Annotated in this window: 17 protein-coding genes; 8 read left to right on the top strand and 9 right to left on the bottom strand. The window is 63.0% G+C overall.

Annotated elements, in window-relative coordinates:
* Positions 1 to 31: 31 nt before the first annotated feature.
* Positions 32 to 811, bottom strand: coding sequence for a tetratricopeptide repeat protein (locus ACNHKD_RS09875; protein ID WP_442753314.1), 780 nt, complete (start codon positions 809 to 811; stop codon positions 32 to 34).
* 110 nt (positions 812 to 921) lie between these two features.
* Between ACNHKD_RS09875 and ACNHKD_RS09870 the strand changes: the two genes are divergently transcribed.
* The gene (locus ACNHKD_RS09870; protein ID WP_442753313.1) at positions 922 to 1,311 is read left to right on the top strand and encodes a DUF3147 family protein; all 390 of its coding nucleotides are present in this window, start codon (positions 922 to 924) and stop codon (positions 1,309 to 1,311) included.
* Here the strand turns inward: ACNHKD_RS09870 and ACNHKD_RS09865 are convergent.
* The 6 genes from ACNHKD_RS09865 to ACNHKD_RS09840 all read right to left on the bottom strand — a co-directional run bounded on the left by ACNHKD_RS09865 (position 1,301) and on the right by ACNHKD_RS09840 (position 6,494).
* A complete protein-coding gene (locus tag ACNHKD_RS09865) occupies positions 1,301 to 2,362 on the bottom strand; it encodes a hypothetical protein (RefSeq protein WP_442753312.1) in 1,062 nt (353 codons plus the stop codon). The two genes, ACNHKD_RS09870 and ACNHKD_RS09865, sit on opposite strands and share 11 nt — an antisense overlap.
* 67 nt (positions 2,363 to 2,429) lie before the next feature.
* Positions 2,430 to 2,888 (bottom strand): YbhB/YbcL family Raf kinase inhibitor-like protein, encoded by a 459-nt coding sequence (locus ACNHKD_RS09860; RefSeq protein WP_442753311.1) that lies wholly within the window; start codon positions 2,886 to 2,888, stop codon positions 2,430 to 2,432.
* A 159-nt stretch (positions 2,889 to 3,047) separates the two neighbouring features.
* Positions 3,048 to 4,205: a glutathionylspermidine synthase family protein gene (locus ACNHKD_RS09855; RefSeq protein ID WP_442753310.1), complete on the bottom strand. Its 1,158-nt coding sequence runs from the start codon at positions 4,203 to 4,205 to the stop codon at positions 3,048 to 3,050.
* Complete coding sequence (locus ACNHKD_RS09850; protein ID WP_442753309.1) at positions 4,205 to 4,573, bottom strand: hypothetical protein; 369 nt, start codon at positions 4,571 to 4,573, stop codon at positions 4,205 to 4,207. Before ACNHKD_RS09850 ends, ACNHKD_RS09855 begins: the two co-directional genes overlap by 1 nt.
* A gap of 4 nt (positions 4,574 to 4,577) precedes the next feature.
* Positions 4,578 to 4,982, bottom strand: coding sequence for a DUF350 domain-containing protein (locus tag ACNHKD_RS09845; protein WP_442753308.1), 405 nt, complete (start codon positions 4,980 to 4,982; stop codon positions 4,578 to 4,580).
* Positions 4,983 to 5,117: 135 nt separating this feature from the next.
* On the bottom strand, positions 5,118 to 6,494 hold the full coding sequence (locus tag ACNHKD_RS09840; protein WP_442753307.1) for a PQQ-dependent sugar dehydrogenase: 1,377 nt from the start codon (positions 6,492 to 6,494) through the stop codon (positions 5,118 to 5,120).
* Positions 6,495 to 6,639: 145 nt separating this feature from the next.
* On the opposite strand from ACNHKD_RS09840, the gene ACNHKD_RS09835 reads away from it, so the two are divergent.
* Positions 6,640 to 7,437: a DUF72 domain-containing protein gene (locus ACNHKD_RS09835; protein ID WP_442753306.1), complete on the top strand. Its 798-nt coding sequence runs from the start codon at positions 6,640 to 6,642 to the stop codon at positions 7,435 to 7,437.
* Here ACNHKD_RS09835 and ACNHKD_RS09830 read toward each other — a convergent pair.
* Positions 7,428 to 8,027 (bottom strand): J domain-containing protein, encoded by a 600-nt coding sequence (locus tag ACNHKD_RS09830; protein WP_442753305.1) that lies wholly within the window; start codon positions 8,025 to 8,027, stop codon positions 7,428 to 7,430. The two genes, ACNHKD_RS09835 and ACNHKD_RS09830, sit on opposite strands and share 10 nt — an antisense overlap.
* A gap of 363 nt (positions 8,028 to 8,390) precedes the next feature.
* Between ACNHKD_RS09830 and ACNHKD_RS09825 the strand changes: the two genes are divergently transcribed.
* The 6 genes from ACNHKD_RS09825 (at position 8,391) to ACNHKD_RS09800 (ending at position 12,828) form a co-directional block, all read left to right on the top strand.
* A complete protein-coding gene (locus tag ACNHKD_RS09825) occupies positions 8,391 to 8,819 on the top strand; it encodes a hypothetical protein (RefSeq protein ID WP_442753304.1) in 429 nt (142 codons plus the stop codon).
* A gap of 178 nt (positions 8,820 to 8,997) precedes the next feature.
* Positions 8,998 to 9,222, top strand: a complete 225-nt coding sequence (locus ACNHKD_RS09820; protein ID WP_442753303.1) for a hypothetical protein — start codon at positions 8,998 to 9,000, stop codon at positions 9,220 to 9,222.
* Between the two features lie 604 nt (positions 9,223 to 9,826).
* Positions 9,827 to 10,510: a hypothetical protein gene (locus ACNHKD_RS09815; RefSeq protein WP_442753302.1), complete on the top strand. Its 684-nt coding sequence runs from the start codon at positions 9,827 to 9,829 to the stop codon at positions 10,508 to 10,510.
* A gap of 61 nt (positions 10,511 to 10,571) precedes the next feature.
* Positions 10,572 to 11,758, top strand: a protein-coding gene (locus ACNHKD_RS09810; protein ID WP_442753301.1) for an IS3 family transposase whose coding sequence is annotated in 2 segments (ribosomal slippage) — positions 10,572 to 10,824 and positions 10,824 to 11,758 — 1,188 coding nt in all. Because the reading frame shifts where the segments join, the coding sequence is not laid out codon by codon here.
* Entirely contained in the window at positions 11,700 to 12,281 is a 582-nt protein-coding gene (locus tag ACNHKD_RS09805) for a hypothetical protein (RefSeq protein WP_442753300.1), read from the top strand. Before ACNHKD_RS09810 ends, ACNHKD_RS09805 begins: the two co-directional genes overlap by 59 nt.
* Positions 12,253 to 12,828, top strand: a complete 576-nt coding sequence (locus tag ACNHKD_RS09800; RefSeq protein ID WP_442753299.1) for a hypothetical protein — start codon at positions 12,253 to 12,255, stop codon at positions 12,826 to 12,828. The genes ACNHKD_RS09805 and ACNHKD_RS09800 overlap by 29 nt, the downstream gene beginning before the upstream one ends.
* A gap of 187 nt (positions 12,829 to 13,015) precedes the next feature.
* Here the strand turns inward: ACNHKD_RS09800 and ACNHKD_RS09795 are convergent, their stop codons facing one another.
* Entirely contained in the window at positions 13,016 to 13,690 is a 675-nt protein-coding gene (locus ACNHKD_RS09795; RefSeq protein WP_442753298.1) for a hypothetical protein, read from the bottom strand.
* Positions 13,691 to 13,739 lie beyond the last annotated feature (49 nt).

The raw sequence follows: 13,739 nt of genomic DNA, 5'->3' as shown, positions 1-13,739 counted from the left end.
CACTCTCCCCGTCTCACAGGGAAAGGGAACTTTACTTCGCAGGCCGCGCCTCGAGCGGGGCGGAGCCCGCCGGCATGGCGCCGCCGGATTCCGGCTCGATGACCGGCGTCACGTCGATCTTGCCGCCATCCGTTCCGGCGCCGCCCGCGGCGGCCGGGGCCGGCTTCGGGCCGCGCTTGGCGTGCAGCAGGCCCTTATAGGCAGAGGCGCGCTGGCGCATGGACTGCGGCGCGTCGCCATTGTTGAGCACCTGCTCGAAGACGCGCTCCGCCTCGTCGAAATCGTCGTTGAAAAGCGCGTCGAGCCCGTTCCATTCCTGCGCGGAGAAGCGGAAGGGTCCGTCCGAAATCATCAGCGGCCCAAGCGCGCGTTCGAGCTTCTGGCGGTCGTCGCCCTCGAGCACGATCAGCGCGGCGCGGAGCATCGCAATGTGCTGGGTGAGCTTGTCGACATTCGCGTCCTCGCCGATGGCGTTGAGCTCGGCCAGGGCCTTCTCCCGGTCGGGATTGACCTCGGCGGCGCGGATGCGGGCGAGCGCGGCGTATCCGTTGGGGCCATCCTTCGCGATCGCCTCGAAGGCGGCGGCGGCCTCGGCGTTCTTGCCGTCCTCGGCGAGCTTCTCCGCGGCGACATAGCGGTCGTTCGCCGCCTCGGCGGCCTTCAGGCGCTTGTCCTGATAATAGCTCCAGGCGCCGGTCGCGGCGACGATCAGGAGGGCGACGACGAAGATCGGCGTCTGATAGCGGCGCCAGAACTCCGCAGCCTTGTCCCGACGGACGTCTTCGTCAACTTCGTGGAAAATATCGGACATGTCTCGCGCGACCCCTGGTTTTCCCGCCCTGTTCTTCTTGCCCCTCAAAGGGAGGGATGGGGTTAGCACAGGCGGGCGCGAAAGGCGAGTGACGGCGACGTCGCCCGACATTGCCCCCGCCGCCCCTGCCCGGCTACAGTCCCGCCGCCATGCTCTATTACGCCGTCAAGGTCATCGTCTCCGCCCTCGTCATCGTCGCCGTCTCGGAGATCGCCAAGCGGTCGACGAGCTTCGCGGCCTTTGTGGCGTCCCTGCCGCTCACCTCCCTCCTCGCCTTCGTCTGGCTGCGGCTGGAGGGGACCGAGGCGGAAAAGATTGGGGAATTGTCGAGCCAGATCTTCTGGCTCATCATCCCGTCGCTGCTGCTCTTCCCGCTGCTGCCGCTGCTGATCCGCTACGGTCTCGGCTTCTGGTCGGCCCTTGCGGCGTCGATCGCCGGCACGGCCGGCGCCTATCTCCTGATGCTGCCTTTGCTGCGGCGGATGGGCGTCAGTCTTTGAGCGTCGCGTAGGCCGCGTCCACCGCCTCGCGCAGCTCGCGCCAGACGGGATTGAGCCGCACCTCCGGCCCCCAATTGTAGAGGGCCTTGGCGACCTCGGCGATGGTCTCGTTGATCGGCTCGCTGCCGCCCTCCGCGAGTTCGTCCGAGAAAAGACGCGGCGGCGTCACGCCGGCCCACGCGTCCCAATGCTCGTTCGAATAGTTTGAGACGCCGCGCTGCGCCGCGAGCCGCTGGGGCGTGAACGCCTGGAAACGGCGATGCAAGGGGCCGTCCGGAGGCTCGGCGTTGTAGGCGTCCCGAACCGCGAAATAGCGCAGATGCTGGAGTTCGTGAGCGAGGCAGCAGCCAAGCCGCGCGTCGCTCATCTGGGGGTCGTAATAGACGGTCACGCGCCCGTCGGCCGTCGCCTCGCCCTCCGAGACGAAGCTCTGGCCGAGGAAATCAAAAATCTTCTTTTCGGGGCTCAGCGCCACGCGCGCCGGATCGCAGCCGAATTCGCGCGCGAGCGTTCGGAGCTTTTCCTGCTTGCGCAAGAAGTCGGGCGTGCGCGGGATATTATCCTCAGCAAGGTGAGCTGGCGCGGGCCAGTGCGTTGCGTCCGGGTCGTGGGTGATGCGCCATTCGACATCCGCATGGCGCGCGGCCATATGCTCCCACCAGCGCCGCCCATCCTTCTGGAGCGGCGACAGGTCGTTGACCTTCACACGGGCAAGAACGCCGGGCCGAGCGCGCAACGCGTCCATGACGGCGCCGACCATGCGGCCGCCGAGCCCGGGCGCGACGGAGTTGATCTGCTCGAAGACGAGCGCCGGGGGCTCATATTTGCCGGCCAGCAGCAGCGCGACGCCGGAGGACCCGAGGGCGCCGGGGGTCGTAATCAACCCGGCCGAGGTCGAGGCCCTGATCTCGACGAAGCCGGTTCCATGGGGCCGGGCCTGAACGAAAAGCCCGAGCGCTTCCAGCCTACGCTCGATCTCTCCCGCAAGTTCGGCGATCGCCGGATTCGCGCTTGCGCGCCGCTTTCCGCTCAGAAAACCCCAAAGCCCCATCGGTCCCGCCCGCTCCTCTCGGTCAATGCTTACCGCAGGTCGGCCGGCGTGTCTTGGATTGCGCAAGTCACCGCTGGCACAAGCCGGTGAGCCGCGCCTCGGAGACGAGATGCTTGCGCGCCTCCTCCTCCACTTCGACACAGGTTGGGTGGGTGCGGATCGGCAGCTCGGCGCAGTTCAGCGCCAAGAGACGGAAGCGGTAGCGGTGGCGTCCATGGCCGCGCGGCGGGCAAGGCCCGCGATAGCCGAGCTCCCGAAAGTCGTTCATGCCGTGGCGGAAGTCCTCGAAGCCTTCAGGGCGGCCGGCGTCGCTGACAAGTTCGGCATGATGGGCGGGAATGTCGTAGCAGGCCCAGTGATGGAAGGTCCCGTTCGGCGCGTCGGGGTCGTCAACGAGCAGGACGAAGCTTTTCGTTTTTTCCGGCGCGCCGGTCCATTTCAGGGGCGGCGAGCGGTCTTCGCCGTCGCAGGTGTATTCGCGCGGAATAACGTCGCCGTCGGAAAAAGCTTCTGACGTCAGTCGCATGATGGTGGCCTCCTTCGCTGCGTCCCCAACTACTCCTTTTAGTTAGCGCCGGACTGGAGCGGCGGAACGCGCTCGGCTTTCGCGGCAGGCGATCGGACGAACAACGGCGCCGGGCGTTCATCCGACCACCCCCGCGGCGGCGCGGCTCCAAAAGGGCCGCTACCCGATGATTGCGTGCGGCACGAAGCGCGAACGGTTCGAGGTGACGGGCGAGGCGTCCTCGCGGATGCCCACGCCCGCCGGCTCGCCGCCAACCACCCACGAGCCGATCACCGGGTAACGCCCGTCGAAGCTCGGCAGCATATGCAAGGCCTGCCTCACATGGCCCTCGGCGCCATATGCGCCCGGCGCGCTGGCGACGGCGCGGCCGCCCTCGATCAGCATGACATTGGCGCCCTCGCGGGAATAGATCGGCTTTTTGGCGTAGCTCCCGCCCAAGCCCGCCGCGGCCGGATCGTCGGCGAAATGGCATTCGAGCAGATTGGGATGCCCCGGCGCGAGTTCCCACAGAAGGGCGAGCATGCCCTTGTTCGAGAGGACCGCCTTCCAGGGCGGCTCGACAAAACGCGTATAGCGCATGGCCGGCGCGTGGGAGAATTCGTCGGCGAACATCCACTCCCAAGGATAAAGCTTGAAAAGCGTCTCGATCCTGCGACCGTCGCGGTCAAGGAACCGCGAGCCTTTCAGCCCGATGTCCCGGATGTCGAGAAGCGCGGCGGCGCAGCCCGCCTGCGTCGCGCAGTCCGCGAGATAGGCCGCCGTGCCGAAATCCTCGACGCTTTCGCTCATCGCCGCGAAATGCACGAAGCCTTTCGGCGCGATCGTCTCCCAGCGCGCAATGAGCTTGTCGTGCAGCGAGTTGAACTGATCCGCCGCCACGGGCAATTCGCCGCTCTCGATCAATTGCTCCAGCCAGTGCCACTGAACCACGGCGGATTCGAACAGGCTCGTCGGCGTGTCGGCGTTGTATTCAAGGAGCTTCGGCGGACTCTTGCCGTCATAGGCGAAATCGAACCGCCCATAGAGCGATAACTCGCATTTGCGGACGCTCTCGGCCACGAGATCGCGCATATGCTTCGGTATATGCAGGCGATCCATCGTCTCCTCGCTGGCGACGATACGCCAGACGAGCTCGTGGCAGAGCGCGTCGATCTCGCTCGTCGCCTTCTCGATATCGTCTTCGATTTCCCGAAGCGTGAAGACGTAGCGAACGCTCTCGTCCCAATAAGGCTCGCCATCCATATGCGCATAGGCGAAGCCGATCTCGTCGAAGTGCTTTTCGACGTCGGCGCGAGGTTTGGACGCTTCTCTTCTCATCAGCCGCCGCCGAAAAAACCGCCCGAATGACCGAACCCACCAAATGAGGCGCCATGCGTCGCCCCCACCCCCGCGCCCCAATGCCAGGCGCTGCTGGAGCGACGATAGGTGGAGCCGCCATGGCTGCTGCCGTGCTTGCAGATCAGCTCGTCGGGATTTGCCGGATCGGGTTCGCAATTGAGCTTGCGGTCGATCCAGTTGAATGTTTCGTATGCGCCGAGCGTCACCGCGCCCATGAGCGCGAGCGACACGGCGAGCGAGCGCTTCTGTCCGGAGAAGACGGTCACGCCCGACGCCTTCGCCTTGCGGACGAGGACCGGCGGCGGCGGGCCGCGCTTGCCGGAGTCTTTCAGATTCTCTTCCGTCATGGCTTTACGGGCTCATGCAGGCGGCGCTCAGCAATCCGGCCGAAACCGACACCGCCGCGACCCAGATCGCGGCGGCCAGCACATTCTCGTCGATCGCGCGCGAAAGACCGGGATAGGCGAGACGCGCGAGGCCATAGGCGACGATCTGCGTCGCCAGCGCGACGAGACCCCATATCACGAATTCCGGAACGGAGCCCGTATGGTGGATCGCGCCCGCAAGCGCGACGGCGAAGCCGAGCAGGCTGCCGCCGAAGGCGACGGACGCGGATGCGCTCTGCTGATTGACGATAAGGGAAAATTCATCGTGGCGCGTCACGCGCGTATAGACGATGCAGTAGGCGGCGCAAAAGCCGATCGCGCCGGCGAAATAGACCGCGAAGGCCACGAGGCCGGAGAAAAAATCTGGCACGAGGGCGTGTCTCCCTGCTGAGTCGGCAGGGATGATAGCACAGGCGCGGCGGGGAGTTGTGCGCGCCCGCACAGCGCACCCCTCCACCGAGCGCCGGGCGGGGAGGCTCCCAGATGCGCGTCTTTCCGAGCGCGGCTATTCGACCGACGGGGCGCCGCTCCCCGTCACCTGTTTTCGATCGGTTCCGTCGCTCACGCGCCACACCGCGCCGCCGGCGTCGTCGGCGACGAGCAGGCCGCCGCGCCTGTCGATGACGACTCCGACGGGCCGCCCGCGCGCTTCACCCTTCTCATTGAGGAAACCGGTCAACACCTCCTGAGGCATGCCCACGGGCGCGCCGCTTTCGAACGTCACGAAGATCACGCGATAGCCCGCGCGCGGGGTTCGGTTCCACGAGCCATGCTGCGACACGACGGCGCCGTTGCGGAACGGCCCGAGCTTCGCCGCGCCGACAAATGTGAAGCCGAGGGAGGCCGTATGTGAGCCGAGGCCGTAATCCGGCCTGATCGCTTTCTGCACGAGGTCCGGATTTTGCGGCGAAACGCGCGCATCCACATGTTGACCCCAATAGCTGTAGGGCCAGCCATAGAAGCCGCCTTCCTTCACCGACGTCATGTAGTCCGGCGGGAGATTGTCCCCGATTTCGTCGCGCTCGTTGACGGAGGCCCACAAGGCGCCGGTGACCGGGTTCCATCCCATGCCGACGGGATTGCGCAGGCCGCTCGCAAAGACCCGCCTCGCGCCATTCGCGGGATCGATTTCGAGAATGGCCGCGCGATCCTTCTCCTCGTCGAGACCGTTTTCGCCGACATTGGAATTCGATCCGACACCGACATAAAGCCGCGAACCGTCTTTCGACGCGAGAAGACTCTTCGTCCAATGATGGTTGCGGCCCGCCGGCAAATCGACGACCTTCACGGACGCCGCGTCGATATGCGTATCGCCGTCATGGTAAGGAACGCGCACAAGCGCGTCGGCGTTCGCGACATAGAGTCGATCGCCAACGAGCGCCATGCCGAAGGGAGAACGGAGCTTGTCGATCAAAATCGAGCGCGTCTCCGCGACGCCGTCGCCATCAGCGTCGCGCAAGAGCGATATGCGATTGGCGCTACCCTTATGAGAGCCCGCCTCGCGCATCACCATGCTTTCAAAAAAGCCGCGCAAGCTCGGGCCGGAACGCTCCGGATTGTCAGGCGCGTCGGTCTCGGCGACCAGGACGTCGCCGTTCGGCAGCTCGTACAGCCAACGCGGATGCGCGAGATTCGTGGCGAAGGCGGTGACCGTCAGACCCTGCGCCGGCTTCGGTTTCTCGCCCGGCCCCCAACCGACTGCGGGCGCAACGTCGACATGCGGCGCGAAGCTCGGCGTGGGACGCGGGTCCGGCAGCGCGGGATCGGGACCGTAACCCGTGCTTTCGGGGAGAACGGGACCGCGATCGCAGGAAGCAAGCGCAAAAGCAAGGGAGGCGAAGACAGAGGCGAGCGGCAGCGAATAATGATGCATCTTGGCCATAATGCTTCCTTTCTTGCGCATGACATTGCCCGTTAGCCACTCACACTCTCCGCACATGGCGCGACGACGCGGGAGCGCAAGCTTTCGCTCGCCTGTATCGATGCGCGCCCTAGCTCCGGAATTCTGCGAAAGGAGTGCGCAGATAATGGCGGGCCGCATCTATGTCGGCGTTGGCGGCTGGAGCTTCGCGCCCTGGCGCGGGGTCTTCTACCCGAAGAATCTCGCTCACACGCATGAGCTCCACTATGCAAGCCGCCATCTCACGTCCATTGAGATCAACGCCACCTTCTATCGCACGCAGACGCGTGAGACCTTTCTCAAGTGGCGCGACGAGACGCCCGAGGGCTTCGTCTTCAGCATCAAGGCGCCGCGCTATGCGGTGACGCGCCGTGGCGCTCTGGAGACCGAGGACTCGATCGCGCATTTCTTCGACAGCGGCGTCGCGGCGCTGGGAGAAAAGCTTGGGCCCGTGCTGTGGCAGTTCCCGCCGACGCGCAAATTCGACGCGGATTTTTTCGACGCTTTTCTTTCCGCCCTGCCGAAGCAGGCGGAGGGACTGCCTCTGCGCCACGCCATAGAAGTGCGCCATGACAGCTTTCAAACGACGGAGTTCGTGACGCTGGCGCGCGCGCATCACGTCGCGATCGTGGTTGAGGGCGACGCGGATTTTCCGTTGATCGCCGATCTGACCGCGCCTTTCGTCTATGCCCGCGTCATGGGCACGACGGCGTCGCGGCGCCAGGGCTACGACGAGGCGCGTCTCAAGCTTTGGGCGCAACGCGCGGCGAGATGGGCGGAAGGCGGCGCGCCGGGCGATCTTCCGCGACTTTGCGCCAACGCGCCGAAGCGCGGCGCGCGGGACGTTTTTCTCTATGTCATACGCGGCGCCAAGGTCCGCAATCCCGCCGCCGCCATGGCGCTGATCGCGCTGCTTCAGAAATGATGCGGAAGGAGATGGAGATAATTTTGCTTCAGCCAGTTCAGCAACGCAAGAAGCGCCACGACGGCGAATGCGACGACGAGGATCAGATAAACTCGCATCAGGACGTCGAACAGAAAAAACAGAATTGAAAAAACCGCACGCGTCAGCGCGTCGCCCAGGCCCTGATAAAGCCGTCGGCGATTGGCGTAGAAGCCGACGCTCAACAGGATGGACGCGCAGCCCGCCGCAAGCAGCGCGGGGTTGAAATCCTCGTGTATCCCGTCGCCCCAGTCGAGCAGGAAGACGCCGAGCAGGAAGGCGAAGACCGTCAGGAACGCGAAGGCGTTGCCGCGCAGCAAATCGACGAGCCGCTGGCGCAGGGTCCGCCGGCTCGTCTTGTCGAGGAAATCCTCGAATTTGTGCTCGAAGTCATAAGCTTCGCGCGCCGATTTGCTCTTGAGGACGTTATAGGCGTCCGTGACCCGCTGGAACGTCGCGGGATCGCCGCCTTTATCCGGGTGATGCTTCTTGGCGAGCCTGCGGTAGGCCGCGTTGACCTCGCGCGCGCTCGCATCCTCCTTGACGCCCAATACCTCATAGTGAGACCGCATCGCCCTACCCGGCTCGGATGAATGCGCCCATCTAGGGCCGGGAGCGTGGCGGGATCAAGGAAACGTCGCCATGGATCGGAAATCCGGATGGCGCTCTCGGGGCCGCGCAAAAAAACAGGCGTAAGCGAGATCGCCATTCGCTTGCCCAATTCAGGCGAGAAGATGGTTGTCAGGATGAATTTTGGCTTAAGCAACTTGGCAAGCGACACAAAAACTGCAATGTAACGCCGCTGTTTAACCCCGTCTGAGGCGCACACGCCCATGCCTGCAAAATATAGCACAATTATTAATCAAAATATATATGAATATATACTTAGTATTGATACTTTCGCCCACCATTCCCTCGGAAAATTATTTCGACTCATGCCCGGAGAAGACAAGAATCTGTCGGGATTCCTCTTTCTTTGTCTCATCTCGGCGGCGATCGCCGCGGCGGACGTGGCGGCGGGGTGGGCCATCTCCCTGCGGCCGCTGTTTGTGGTCCCCATCATCCTGTCGTCGATTTATCTTTCAAGGAACTACGCTTACGCTCTCGCTTTCGTTGCCGCGTTCGCGCGAATCGAAAGCTTCAGGGTTTCGATCCTGCCCGAGGGCGAATCGTTTCCGTTTTTTCTGAATTTCTGTCCGGCGTTAGTCGCTTATGTCGCCATCGCCGAGTTCGGGTCGCTCGCGACGAACACCATCCGGGAACTCCTCGACTACATAGACGTCCTGCATGAGGAACTGGCGCTCGAGCGCATCGCCGGGATGGACCGCCAGCGCGTGGCGGACCAAGAGGAGGCCGAGGCCTGAGATCACGGCGCCCAGCGAAAGGAGCCGCTGGTCGAGCTGCGCTATGCAACTCCATCTCGAATCTGCTCGGTTTCAGGGACTATCGGCGTCGATCCGTCGATTCTCGCGGGACTCTGCGAGAAAGATCGGCTGGAAAGATCGGCTGGACTGGATCGAGAAAAAAGATCTGCCGCCAACGATGTCGCCCTCCGAGACCAGCGTGCGCGAAGGATGGCTGGAGCGGCCAGAGGGAGCCTTCGCGCATTTTCAGGCGACGGGCGTGGAGGAAGTCGTGCGCGAGGAAAAGCACATGGGCTCGCAACCCGCTTTGAATGTGCGCGGCCACGAACCGCTAAGGCGGATTCATGAATGCGTTTTCGCTGTGTCGGCGTTTGAGAGCGAGCCGATCGATCCAAGACTCTGACGCTCGCGCGTTTCGCGAGCCGGCGCCAATTGGATTTGGCGCGTGAATCGTAGCTAAGCTACGATAACTCGCAATTTCTCAAAGATTCCGCGAAGGGCGCCGCTGCAAGCTTCGGGCAGCCGGTCTCAGATCAGAAAGCGACCGTCAGAACGACTTCTGACGGTCTTTTCTCTGTCTCGTCTTGCGACTTCCGATCAACCGCCGAAAGAACCGTCAAATGAGTCCGGCTTGGTCCGCCCTCAATGACTAGGGACAAACAGCGACCCCTCACTCCCACTCGATTCTCTCGTTGCATCGTAAGGCGCTGATTTAGCGCTGCAAATTCTTTCTTCTGACGGTCAAAACCCGACCATCGAGCCGTCAAAATATTCCGCTCTTGATTTCAAAGGAAAATTCGCGCGATTCGAATTCAGCGACGTTTCAGCGTCCATCGACAACGATCGGTCGATTCTCCGCCTTGTCGATCACACAACGCATTGCGCACCGGCGCGAGAAATACCGTCATCGCTTATAGCACGATACGTCCGCGATTTGTGACCTCTAGGCTCCTTCTCGTGCGCGATCGACATTGTGCTTGATGGCAAGGAACAGCCTGGAGGCTCCGATGACCTTCACCCTGACGCGTGAACAGCTTTACGACCTCGTCTGGTCGGAGCCGATGCAACGCCTCGCCAAGCAAATTGGCATCTCCGACGTGGCGATTGCCAAGCACTGCCGCAAGCTCGGTGTCCCTGTGCCGGAACGCGGCTACTGGAACAAGCTGCAAGCGGGAAAGCCGGTGACTACGGCAGCGTTGCCCGAACGCGATCTCGTCACCATTAACCGCGTGACGATTTCCGGCACGCTGACGCCGGAGCTGCGAAGCCGAATAAAAGGCGAACCCGGCATGGTGGAGCCTAACACCGAAAGCATTAAGGCGCTGACGGAACGCCTGCGCAAGCGCCTCGGCCATGTCACGGTGTCCCGCAATTTCTCGCGCGTGCATCCGGCCATCGCGCCGCTGCTTAAGAAGGACGAAAAGCTGCGCGAGGAAGCCGCAAACTCCCGCTACAGCTTTCCCTGGAATCAACCGAAATTTGACTCTCCGTTCGAACGCCGTCGCCTTCTGTTCCTCAACGGCTTGTTCCTCGGCTTTGCAAGTTTGGGCGGGCGGGGATGGATACGGGGCAACGACGCGCGCGAACTCGCCATCTATATGGGCGATGCGAGCGTTAGCTTTCAGCTCGAAGGCCTCGCACAGGGACGGAGGTCAGGTCGTTCGCCGTCCGCATCTTCCGAAGGCCGCTGACCTGCCCCTGAGAAATTCCCCCAGAAGCGATTAGAGTCCGGGCTATTGCAGGACGGACGAGATGAAGAAGAAACGGTTCACGGAAGAGCAGATTATCGGGATTTTGCGGGAACAGGAGGCCGGCGCGAAAGCGGCTGATCTGGCGCGAAAATACGCGGTTTCGGAAACGACCCTCTACAATTGGAAGGCCAAGTTCGGGGGCATGGACGTCTCCGAGGCGAAGCGGCTGAAGGGGCTCGAGGAAGAGAACGCGCGCTTGAAGAAGCTCTTGGCGGATCAGATGCTTGAGTCGGCGGCGCTTCGGGAGCTTCTGTCAAAAAAATGGTAGGGCCCGCCGCCAAGCGCGAAGCCGTCGCGCACCTTCGGGCCGTCATGAGCCTGTCGGAGCGTCGGGCCTGTAACATCGTCGCCGTCGACCGTAAGACGGTCCGCTATGTTTCGAAGCGGCCGGCCGACACGGCGTTGCGCGCCAGACTGCGGGACCTCGCCAATGAGCGCCGGCGCTTCGGCTATCGGCGGCTGTTCGTTCTGCTGCGGCAGGAGGGTGAGCGGGCCGGCAAGAACCGCATCTACCGCCTCTATCGCGAGGAGGGGCTGACGGTGAGAAAGCGCCGAGCCCGCCGCCGCGCGGTCGGAGCTCGGGCGCCCATTCCGGTCGAGGCGCGGCCGAATGCGCGCTGGTCGCTCGACTTCGTGCATGACCAGTTCGCCTGTGGCCGGCGCTTCCGCATCCTCAATATCGTCGACGACGTGACGCGCGAATGCCTGGCGGCGATCCCGGACACCTCCATCTCCGGCCAGCGCGTGGCGCGGGAGCTTTCGGCGCTCATCAAGCGACGCGGCATACCCGGCATGATCATCTCCGACAACGGGACGGAGTTTACCTCGAACGCGGTTCTGTCGTGGACGAGCGAGAACAGGATCGAGTGGCGTTACATCGCGCCGGGGAAGCCGATGCAGAACGGATTCTGCGAGAGCTTCAACGGGCGCATGCGGGACGAACTCCTGAACGAGACGTTGTTCTTCGGGCTCGACCACGCGCGGGCGAAGATCGGCGCATGGACCCACGACTACAATCATCGTCGCCCGCATTCCGCTCTCGGCTACGCGACGCCAGCGGCCTTCGCGGCCAATCTCACCGCAACAGGCGACCGGCTGCGCAACCCTGACCAGCTCCGCCGATCGCCTGTTGCTACATTCGCGCCCTCGGGCGTATCAACCGCCAGGACTCAACTCGCCGCTGGATGAAAGCTTAGGGGCAGGTCACCGCGAAACCTTATGCCTGGCGATTTCCACGGCGCACGATGCCGCGCTGGGAATCCCTCTCTCATGGCGAGACGAAGACGGACGCAAGCTAGAACAGCAACTGACCGATATCATCATCGGCATGGCCGTCGCGGGCGAGCATCTCCATCGCAAATGGCTGGAGCAACAGGCGGCCTGGGCGCGGCAGCGGCAGGAGGAAGCGGAGCGTGAAGCGAAACGGCGAAAGGCTGAGGAAGAACGGCGCGAGCGCGAACGCCTCGCAGCCCTTGAAAAGGCCAAGCGCGACGCCCTGCGCCGCGACGCAGAGGCCTGGCGCGAGGCAAACGACATACGGGCGTATGTTGAAGCCATACGCAGGTCGGAGGCTTCCCCGGAATCAACGGAAGAATGGGCGCGTTGGGCGCTGCTTGAAGCCGACGGGATCGATCCCATCGTCTCCGGTCGCGCCCTTAAAAGCGTGAGGGACGCGCAAGACGATGACGACGAAAACGACGACGAACAATGACGATACCGTCCGCAAGCTGGCGCGCCGCCGGAAGCGACGGCGTGGGCGTTTCCGCGACGATCCGATCTATTTCGTGGAGGTGACCGAATGGGACTGGAGCCTGATGTTCGGAATCAGTCCCCGGCGCGACATGGACGGTCCCTATTCCGACTATCGTCACCTCAATCTGCGCGGCAGGCTGGTGCATCCCCCGCAGGTGAAGGCGCACGAAGTCGAAATCACTCTGATGCCCGATCGGCGGCTGAACGAGGGCGAGCGCGAACACGACGAACCGCAATCCTGCGGATCGTTGCATCTGCATCGCGGGCATTTGCGGATACTTTTGCCGATGCCGCTCGACGCCCTGCCATCCGTCCTACAGATCGCGTGTGCTGAGCGGCTTCGCTATGTCGTCGTCATTGGCGAGAAGCTGCATTACGGTCAAGGGCTCGCGCGCATGTATCGCCTGCACCGCACCGTCGACGAAGACGATTTGCCGACTGACCAGAAGCTAGGTGCCAACGCTCCTCCTTCAACCGGCACGTCCGGAGATCCGGCTGCGCAATGAAGGCGCAGCCGGAAAAAGAAAGCCACTATTCGGCGGCTTCCGGTAGCGCCTCGGCAGACGGACCGTCCTGCGGGACACGCGGCGGCGCAGGGATCCAGCCCGTGCCGGCTACCAGCGTTTCGGCGCGGACAGGAAGCTCAGCCTTCTTGAGCTTTTCGAGCGCAGGAGCGCCGCCATAGCGCCAACGCTATCGTGTCGATTTGCGGGCAACTGCTTCCAGGTCGGCTGCCGCGCCTGACGTCCAGCCGTTACGCTGAGCCCAGCGGCGAATTTCACCAGGGTCGAATGAGTGGCCCTCCTGACGAAGCCGCGCGATTGTGCGCTCTGCATGTTTCTTGTCTGAGGGATGATTGAGTCCAGTGCTCAAGTTGATGACTTGGGTCAAACGTTGCAGCGCTTCCTCCACGGGGCTGGACAAACTACTGACCGGTGCTGCTCCGGCGGTAGTTCCTATTATCTGAGCTCCCCACGTTGCTTGCCACTCCTTCTCCTCCATGTCGTTCCACGGAAGATAAACAATCGCTTGCGCTCCGATTGAATCGTCGAGCTTGTTCATGTCTTTATCTGAGATGTGTGCGCCAATCAGAAGCCCTTCGGACGAGTTTCCCCGGAAAGTCTGAGCACTTTCCAGTTTCATGTGGACGCCTTGGTCAATCAGAACGGCTTGTCCCTTTACCAAGGCCTTTACAGCTTTTGTTCCCAGGAATTCGGCAACGATCGTTCGATCGAAGCCTCCCTTCTGGGGCACGACCAACGTCACACTGGCGATATTCTTCGCCTTGCAAATTTCAAGGACGCTCTTGAAAGCGAGCCGGACTTGGTCCGGCGACCGCTCAACTACATACCGTGCGATGGATGCCATATTTTATTCTTCCTCTCCTTCGGGACTCAGGACGCAACAAGTAACAATA

The organism is Methylocystis sp. JAN1, assembly GCF_052186135.1.
In the GTDB taxonomy this organism is placed as follows: domain Bacteria; phylum Pseudomonadota; class Alphaproteobacteria; order Rhizobiales; family Beijerinckiaceae; genus Methylocystis.
Note: the sequence above shows the minus strand (reverse complement) of the source record. Positions and strands in the feature narration are given on the sequence as shown.